Origin of the sequence: Streptomyces sp. ME19-01-6, from assembly GCF_033793745.1 — a bacterium.
In the GTDB taxonomy this organism is placed as follows: Bacteria; Actinomycetota; Actinomycetes; order Streptomycetales; family Streptomycetaceae; genus Streptomyces.
This window is the reverse complement of record NZ_JARAXF010000050.1, coordinates 40,495-47,244: the sequence shown is the minus strand read 5'-3', so window position 1 is coordinate 47,244 and position 6,750 is coordinate 40,495. Positions and strand designations below refer to the sequence as shown.

Below are 6,750 nucleotides of genomic sequence, written 5' to 3'. Positions count from 1 at the left end.
TCGGTGGAGATGTCGCAATCCACACCGAAGCCGGAAGGCCCTCACCCGTTCAAGAGCACCAAGCCGTGCCGTCCGTCACCAACCTCCGTGGACAGAACACCTAGGGCACCCGCGCGTCGACCTCGCGCGCCGTCGCCGAGCGGTCCGTCTCGACCTTCACCACACTCGCGCCTCGGCGCGCCGAACCCCGTCTCGCCGTTCCCGTGCCGACCCGCGTCATGCCGCCGGCCACATGGCCGCCGCCTGTGCGCCGGCCCCGTTCCGGCTCCCGGCTGCTCCAACGATCCGGAGTGGTGACGCGTCATCGGATCCGTTGCGCCGAGCCCGGGATGCCGCGCGCGACCGCCCGACGAGCGGTCATTCACCCACCGACGTGAGCAGCCCGTCGACCGTGACCCACGCGCTCCCTGGCAACAACCCGGCCGACGACATCGAGTGCCGTGAATCCCGCACGAGCCCAGCCCTTGTGCCGGGTGCGGCACACATGCTAACAAGTAAATCACCAACGTGCATATCAAATGCACGAATGTGCAGATCCGCCTCGTGGGCCGGACACCGGCAGGGCGGCAGGAAGGGACCGGAGCATGAGCTACAGGGATCAGTTGCGGGAGCGGGAGCGGGAGCTCGGCCGGTCGGTCAGGGTGGGCCTCGTGGGTGCTGGGCAGATGGGACTCGGTTTCGTCGCGCAGGTGGCGCACATCCCGGGCATGGAGATCTCCGCGATCGCCGACATCGACCCGGAGCGCGGTCACGAGGCTTTCAAGCGCTCCGACCGGGGCCAGGCGCTCAGCGGCGGTACGCCTGACGAGCGGGCCGCGGCGGTGCTGGGAGGTCGGCCGGTCGTCGTCACCGACGCGCTGGACCTCGTCTCGCTGCCGATCGACATCATCGTCGACGCCAGCGGTGTGCCGGACGTCGGCGCCTCGGTCGCCTTCTTCGGCCTCCTGGCGGGCAAGGACATCGCGCTGCTCAACGTGGAGTGCGATGTGACGATCGGTCTGCTGCTGTCGACCGTGGCGCAGCGGATGGGCCGGGTCTACACGGTCTGCCGGGGTGACGAACCAGTGGAGTGCAAGCGGCTGGTGGACTACGTGCGCGACATCGGGTTCAGCGTGGTCTGTGCCGGCAAGGGCAAGAACAACCCCCTCGACCCGACGGCCACCCCCGAGGCGCTGGTCGACCAGGCCAGGGCCAAGGGTATGAACCCGAAGATGCTGGCCAGTTTCGTCGACGGCTCCAAGACGATGATCGAGATGGTCGCGCTGGCCAACGCGACCGGCCTCCAGCTCAGCCGGCGCGGGATGACCGGTCCCCACTCGACGGTCGCCGACCTGGCCAAGACCTTCCGTCCGGAGACGGACGGCGGCGTGCTTCCCGCCGCCGGGGTGGTGGACTACTGCACCGGTCCGGTCGCGCCCGGTGTGTTCGTCATCGGTCACAGCGACGATCCGGTCGTCACCGCCGAGATGGAGTACCTCGGGATGGGCGAGGGGCCCTACTACTCGTTCTACCGGCCCTACCACCTGGCCAGTGTCGAGGCTCCGCTCTCCGTCGCCGAGGCGGTGCTGGACCGCGTCCCGAGCCTCGCGCCGACGGTGTGGAACGCCGAGGTGGTCGCGGTCGCCAAGCGGGACCTGCGGGCCGGCGAACGCGTCGACGGCATCGGCGGATCCACCGTGTACGGCCTCGCCGAGAGCGCCGAGGTGACCGCGGCCGAGGCTCTGGTGCCCCTGGGCCTCGCCGCTGGAGCCGAGGTGCTGCGGGACGTCCCGGCCGGGACCGTGCTCACCCACCAGGACGTGCGGATCGACCAGAGCACCATGATCGCGACGCTGCGGCGTCTACAGGACCGGCTGCTGGCGGGGGAGCGGATCGACCTGCCAGTGGCGGCGCCGACCGACTCTCAGGCCGCGTGAGAAGGACTGTGAGCATGGACCTGATGAAGAACTCCGAGGCGGCCCGTTCCGCTCTCACCACGATGTGGACCATCCGCCGGTTCGAGGAAGCGGTGGACGACCTCTTCGCCCGTGGCATGATGCACGGCACCATGCACCTGTCGATCGGTCAGGAGGCCGTGCCGGTCGGTGCCTGCGCCGAACTGCGCGACGGCGACTACATCACCTCCACCCACCGCGGCCACGGGCACTGCATTGCCCGCGGCGCCCGACTCGACCGCATGATGGCCGAGTTGCTCGCCAAGGAGACCGGCTACTGCCGAGGCCGCGGCGGATCGATGCACATCGCCGACGTGGCGACGGGCAACCTGGGCGCGAACGGCATCGTCGCCGGAGGCGTGCCCATCGCCGCCGGTGCCGCGCTGGCGAGCCGGCTGCGCGGCGAGGACCGGGTCGCGCTGAGCTTCTTCGGTGACGGCGCGGTCAACGAGGGTGCCTGGCACGAGGGAGTCAACCTCGCCGCCATCTGGGACCTGCCCGTGGTGTTCATCTGCGAGAACAACAACTACGGGATGTCCATGTCCGTCCAGCGGGCCTTCCGCGTGGAGCGCCTGGCCGAGCGCGCCGCCGGCTACGGCATCCCCGGCGTGACCGTCGACGGCAACGACGTGGCCGCGGTGCAGGAGGTCGTCCGCACCGCCGTCGAGCGGGCCCGCGCAGGCGACGGCCCCACCTTCGTGGAGGCACTCACCTACCGCTGGAAGGGCCACTCCAAGAGCGACAAGAACCTCTACCGCACGCGCGAGGAGATCGACCAGTGGCGCGACCGTGACCCGATCGCCCGCTACACCGCCGCCCTGCTCGACGCCGGCACGCTCACCGAGGGCGAGGCGCAGCAGTGCCAGGCCGACGCACGCGACGCGGTGCGCGAGGCCGTACGCACGGCGAACGCCGCCCCCGACGCCAGCGCCGCGGAACTCACCTCCGCCGTCTACGCCGTCTGACTCATCGGAGACCCGCACATGACCACCACACTCCCGAGCCCGGCGGCCGCGACGACGACGACGCCGTCGGCCGACCCATCGGAGCGCACCCTCACCTACGCCGAGGCGGTTCGCGAGGCCCTCGCCGAGGCCATGCAGAACGACCCCCGCGTCTTCATCCTCGGCGAGGACATCGGCGTCTACGGAGGCGCCTTCGGCGTCACCGGCGACCTGGTGCACCGCTTCGGCGAGGAGCGTGTGCGCGACACACCGATCAGCGAGCTGGGCATCGTCGGCGCGGCGGTCGGCGCCGCACTGGCCGACATGCGGCCCATCGTGGAGATCCAGTTCTCCGACTTCACGGCCCAGGCCATGGACCAGATCGCCAACCAGGCCGCGAAAATTCACTTCATGCTCGGTGGCGCGGCCCGCGTCCCGATGGTGCTGCGCGCCCCCACCGGCTCCGGCACCGGGGCCGCCGCTCAGCACTCCCAGAGCCTGGAGACCTGGTTCGCCCACATCCCCGGACTGAAGGTCGTCATGCCCGCGACCCCGGCGGACGCCAAGGGCCTGCTACTGGCTGCCATCGACGACCCCAACCCGGTCATCGTCCTGGAACACAAACTGCTCTACAAGCAGAGCGGCCCGGTGCCCGCAGGCGAGAACCGGATCCCCCTCGGCCGGGCGGAGGTCCGCCGAAAGGGCCAGGACCTCACCATCGTGGCCACCGGCATCATGGTCTCCCGGGCCGAGGAAGCCGCCCAGCAGCTCCTCGCCGAGGAGGGCATCACCGCAACCGTCGTCGACCCACGCACCCTCGTTCCCCTGGACGAAGCGACGATCATCTCGGAAGTGACCGCCACCGGGCGTGCCCTGCTGGTCCAGGAAGCCCCCCGGACCTGCGGCTACATGGCGGAGATCGCCGCGCTGATCGCCGACTCGGACGCGTTCGGCCGCCTTCGGGCTCCGATCCGCCGGCTCAGCGGCCTGGATGTACCGATCCCCTACGCTCCCCAGCTGGAGCGCGCGGCCGTGCCCCAGATCCCCGACATCGTGGCCGAGGCCACCCGTCTGGTCAGGTCGTGGTGATGGCTGAGATCCCCCTGGTCATGCCCAAGATGTCCATGACGATGGAGGAGGGCACGTTCCTGACCTGGCACAAGGCGGAGGGCGACGAGGTCCGCGCCGGCGACGTGGTGTGCGAGGTCGCGACCGACAAGGTCGATATGGAGGTCGAATCTCCCGTCGACGGGATCCTGGTCCGACTGGTGGCTCAGCCGGACGATGTGGTGGCTGTCGGCGAGCCGATCGCCTACCTCAGCAGCGACGCAGACGACTTGCTGGGCGACCTCCTCGACGAACCGGCCGAGGCGGAGGCACCCCCGCCCGCTCCCGCGGAGCTCGCCACCACGCCCACTGTGCAGCCGTCCCTCTTGACGGTCGTGTCGGCCGTGCCGCTCGCCCGACGCCGGGCGGTGGAACTCGGCGTGGATCTCGCGGCCCTCAACGGCACGGGACCGGGCGGGACCATCAGAGTGGTCGACGTCGAGGCCGCCACCTCCCAGCTCGTGACGCCCGCGGCCCGTGTACCTCATCGCCCGTCAGCCACCAACGGCGCACCGGTCTCGCGGCACAGGTCCCGCAGGGCTGTCGCCCGCCAGACCAGCGCGAGCGCCGCCATCCCCCAGGCCGTCGTCTTCCGTGACCTCGACCTGGAGGCACTTGCCGAGCGCCGCGGTCAGTGCGGCTGGACCAGCCTGATCGTACGGGCGTACGCGGACGCCCTGCGGGACAGCCCGCTCAACGCCAGGTGGACCGGGGAGGGCAGCGAGGTGTGGTCCGACGTCGCGGTGGCCTTGATGGTGGACACCGAACACGGCCCCGTCGCCCCGGTGTTGGTCAACCCGGACCGGTTCCCGATCGAGGAGCTCGACGAGCGCCTCGGGCGCGTGGCCGACCACGCCCGCAGCGGCAAGGTGCCGGTGGAGCACCTGACCGCGGCCACCACCACCGTTCACGACCTGGGCACCCTGGGTGTCGACGCCTTCCAGGAACTGCTCAACCCGCCCCAGGCGACCGCGCTCTCGGTCGGTGCGGTGGCCCCGCACGTCGCCCCCGTCGGCGACGGAGCCGGGGTGCGCACCCGCTGCCGGGTCGGTCTCACCGTCGATCACCGCGTCGGTGACTGCGCGGACGCCGCACGCCTGCTGAACGCGGTCCAGCGGCGCCTGGACGACCCGAACTGGTTCGAATGGCGGTGATCCCGCCGCTCATCCAGGAGCGCTCCGACGACCAGTACTAGTCAGCAGGCGCCCACGCCACCACCGGTGGCCCCATGAACGCGCTGCCGCCCGTCCACATTGTCCTTGCCCTGACTGCCAGTGGACGCGGCGGCAGCGTGCTGTCCCGGTTCGCAGGCAGGGGGCACGCCTGATGTATCGCTGAGCGGAATGCGGAATGCGGAATGCGGAATGCGGAATGCGGAATGAGGGATCCGGACGTTGGATCCCTCAGGCCGCGGCAAGCAGCGCCTCTGCCAGCGGGGCGTCGCAGATCAGGGCGTCCACGTAGCGTCCGCGCAGCGCACCGAGCACCCCGCTGACCTTCTCGACGCCCGCGGCCAGGCCCACCACCGTCGGTATCTGACGGAGGTCTTCGAGCGAGATGGCCAGCACCCTGTCCTCGACCGCTCCGTGCACCGGGCTGCCGTCCTCGTCGAAGAACCGGGCGCACAGATCACCTACCGGCTTCGCCGCTTCAAAGGCCGCCCGGTCGCGATCGCTCAGGTGGAGCGACTCGATGACCGCCGCGGAGGAGCCCACCCCCACCGCGCCGACACCGAGGAAAGCCACAGAGGACTTGCGGCCGGCGTCCAGCACGCTCACGATGGCCGGCTCGGCCATGAGGGTGTCACGTGCTGCGCTGGCCTCCAGCAAGGCGGGCGCGTGGAGCCGCTGGTAGGTGGTGCCCAGGCGGTCGGCCAGCTCCCGCACCAGTTCCTCGCCGGTGATCTCCGAGGCCACGGAGGAAAGTCCGCCCACCAGGGGGAGGATCTCCACCGGGAGGTCCTGCCCGGAGGGGACGGCACGCACCATGGCCTGGAGCGTGTTCCCCCAGGATAGCGAGATGCTGCTGCCGGGTTTGACCGTGTCCAGCATCCAGGCGGCCGCCAGCTCTCCCACCTTGGCCAGCGCCGACTCGTCCGTGTGCACGGAGGCCACTCGGCAGGAGGACACTCCGAAGGCGGCCTGCAGCCGCTCCTCCAGATCCAGATCGCGTCCGGCCGGATCGTTGATCCGGATCTCCACGATCCCCTGGTCCCGTGCGGCAGTGAGGATGCGTGAGACGTTCGAGCGGCTGACACCCAAAGCGCTGGCCACCTGCTGCTGCGACAAGTTGTCCAGGTAGTAGAGCCGTGCCGCCTTGACCAACAGTTCACGTTCGCGGGACGCTGGCATGTCCACCCCCTCGTCTCGCCATGTCGTCACATCTGTACAGATTGTTGCACGGCTGGCCAGTGGGTCATTCCACCCAGGAACTCAACCGGCGGTTCCCGGCCCGCCTGGGGGACTTCCTGTCGGGTTCCCCCTCGATGCGCGGACCTGGACAGGGATTGGCCACCATGGGATTATTGTCACGTCCGTGAATTACATACTCACATAAGTGACAGGCGGGTGAGGTTCGGGAGCCGGAAGCGTATCGTTGCGGCTGAACGCGTCACTGACCTCACGTGCCATGTACACCTGGAACTGACGGCAGAACCACCGCGCCTGCGATTGCTGCGGACGCAGCCCGGCTGCTCAGGCCACTGACCGTCGCCCGCCCCCACCCGATTGATTGCTGCACTACTTGCCCGACGGGCGCGGTGAGCC

Annotated in this window: 5 protein-coding genes; 4 read left to right on the top strand and 1 reads right to left on the bottom strand. The window is 70.0% G+C overall.

Annotated elements, in window-relative coordinates:
• Positions 1–584: 584 nt before the first annotated feature.
• The 4 genes from PV419_RS50125 to PV419_RS50110 are packed head-to-tail and all read left to right on the top strand — an operon-like array spanning position 585 to position 5,139.
• The gene (locus PV419_RS50125; RefSeq protein WP_319700755.1) at positions 585–1,916 is read left to right on the top strand and encodes an NAD(P)H-dependent oxidoreductase; all 1,332 of its coding nucleotides are present in this window, start codon (positions 585–587) and stop codon (positions 1,914–1,916) included.
• Positions 1,917–1,930: 14 nt separating this feature from the next.
• The gene (locus PV419_RS50120; RefSeq protein ID WP_319700753.1) at positions 1,931–2,899 is read left to right on the top strand and encodes a thiamine pyrophosphate-dependent dehydrogenase E1 component subunit alpha; all 969 of its coding nucleotides are present in this window, start codon (positions 1,931–1,933) and stop codon (positions 2,897–2,899) included.
• Positions 2,900–2,917: 18 nt separating this feature from the next.
• On the top strand, positions 2,918–3,967 hold the full coding sequence (locus PV419_RS50115) for an alpha-ketoacid dehydrogenase subunit beta (protein ID WP_319700751.1): 1,050 nt from the start codon (positions 2,918–2,920) through the stop codon (positions 3,965–3,967).
• Positions 3,967–5,139 (top strand): dihydrolipoamide acetyltransferase family protein, encoded by a 1,173-nt coding sequence (locus tag PV419_RS50110; protein ID WP_319700749.1) that lies wholly within the window; start codon positions 3,967–3,969, stop codon positions 5,137–5,139. Before PV419_RS50115 ends, PV419_RS50110 begins: the two co-directional genes overlap by 1 nt.
• 249 nt (positions 5,140–5,388) lie before the next feature.
• On the opposite strand, the gene PV419_RS50105 is transcribed toward PV419_RS50110, so the two are convergent.
• Positions 5,389–6,336, bottom strand: coding sequence for a sugar-binding transcriptional regulator (locus PV419_RS50105; protein ID WP_319700747.1), 948 nt, complete (start codon positions 6,334–6,336; stop codon positions 5,389–5,391).
• Positions 6,337–6,750: the final 414 nt, after the last annotated feature.